General features: G+C 66.1%; 2 protein-coding genes. Both read left to right on the top strand.

Annotation, left to right across the window (positions count from 1 at the left end; genetic code table 11):
- Positions 1-705: serine hydrolase domain-containing protein (locus DBR20_RS09320; protein WP_258223268.1), on the top strand; the 705-nt coding region annotated here is incomplete at its 5' end.
- Positions 702-1,106, top strand: coding sequence for a VOC family protein (locus tag DBR20_RS09315; RefSeq protein WP_108265978.1), 405 nt, complete (start codon positions 702-704; stop codon positions 1,104-1,106). The genes DBR20_RS09320 and DBR20_RS09315, both read left to right, overlap by 4 nt.
- The last annotated feature ends 181 nt before the right edge of the window (positions 1,107-1,287 follow it).

Here is a 1,287-nt window from a genome sequence, read left to right as displayed (position 1 = left end):
ACCTTGAGGCAGTTGCTGTCGCACACCAGCGGCCTGCTGGACTACGAAGACCTGATGGACCCTGCCGACACCCGGCAGGTGCACGACGCCGATGTGCTGGCCCTGCTCGCCCGCGAAGATCGGCTCGCCTTCGCACCCGGTACGCAGTACCGCTACAGCAACAGCGGCTACGCATTGCTGGCGCTGATCGTCGGCCGCGCCGCCGGCACCGGTTTTGCCAGTTTCCTGCAGCAGCGCATCTTCCGACCGCTGGGCATGGCGCATACCGTCGCCCACCAGGACGGTGTCGATGTGGTGGCGCAGCGTGTCTATGGCTACAGCGAAGTCAGCGGCCACTGGCAACGCACCGACCAGAGCACGACCAGCGCCGTACTCGGCGACGGCGGCATCTACTCCTCGCTGGGCGACCTCGCCCGCTGGGATGCAGCCCTCTATGACGACCGCCTGCTGTCAGCCGCATCACGCAAGGCGATGTTCAGCCCGGCCACCACCACCACCGAAGCGGACGTGCCGTATTACGGTTTCGGTTGGCGCTTGAACGGCCGCATGCAGTGGCACAGCGGCGAGAGCATTGGCTTCCGCAACGTGATCCTGCGCTACCCGGACAAGCACCTGACCGTGATCGTGCTGAGCAACCGCAACGCCCCCGAACCCTATCCGCTGGCGCTGAAGATCGCCCAGCGCTGGCTGGACACCCTGCAATGACCACCGAAACCACCGGCCTGCTGGGCATCCACCATGCCGCACTGATCTGCAGCGACTACGCGCGCTCGAAAGACTTCTACGTGCGCGTGCTGGGCCTGCGCATACTGGCCGAGAACCACCGCGCCGCACGCGACTCATGGAAGCTGGACCTCGCCCTGCCCGATGGCGGCCAACTGGAGCTGTTCTCCTTCCCCTCGCCGCCCGCACGGCCAAGCCGCCCCGAAGCCCAGGGCCTGCGCCACCTCGCGTTCCGGGTAGCTGCGCTGGAACCGTTCATCGAACGCCTGGCCAGCCACGGCGTAGCCTGCGAACCGATCCGCGTAGACGAATACACCGGCCGCCGCTTCACCTTCTTCGCCGACCCCGACGACCTGCCGCTGGAGTTGTACGAGATCGGTTGAGCGTTTTTCAATCGCGAAGTTCATCCACGCATGGCGTGGATCTACGTGTCGACCAAGGTCGACACCTACCAAGAGCAGGCCGTGCCATTCCGACAGATCGCAGGACTCTGTCGAAGGCGGGGTGGGTCCGGTTGCGGGGGTGTCCGCGGCATGGATGCCGCGGCCAGCCCCCATGGAAGGG

The sequence above is a fragment of the Stenotrophomonas sp. HMWF023 genome, from assembly GCF_003060985.1.
In the GTDB taxonomy this organism is placed as follows: domain Bacteria; phylum Pseudomonadota; class Gammaproteobacteria; order Xanthomonadales; family Xanthomonadaceae; genus Stenotrophomonas; species Stenotrophomonas lactitubi.
This window is presented reverse-complemented; position numbering and strand designations above follow the sequence as displayed.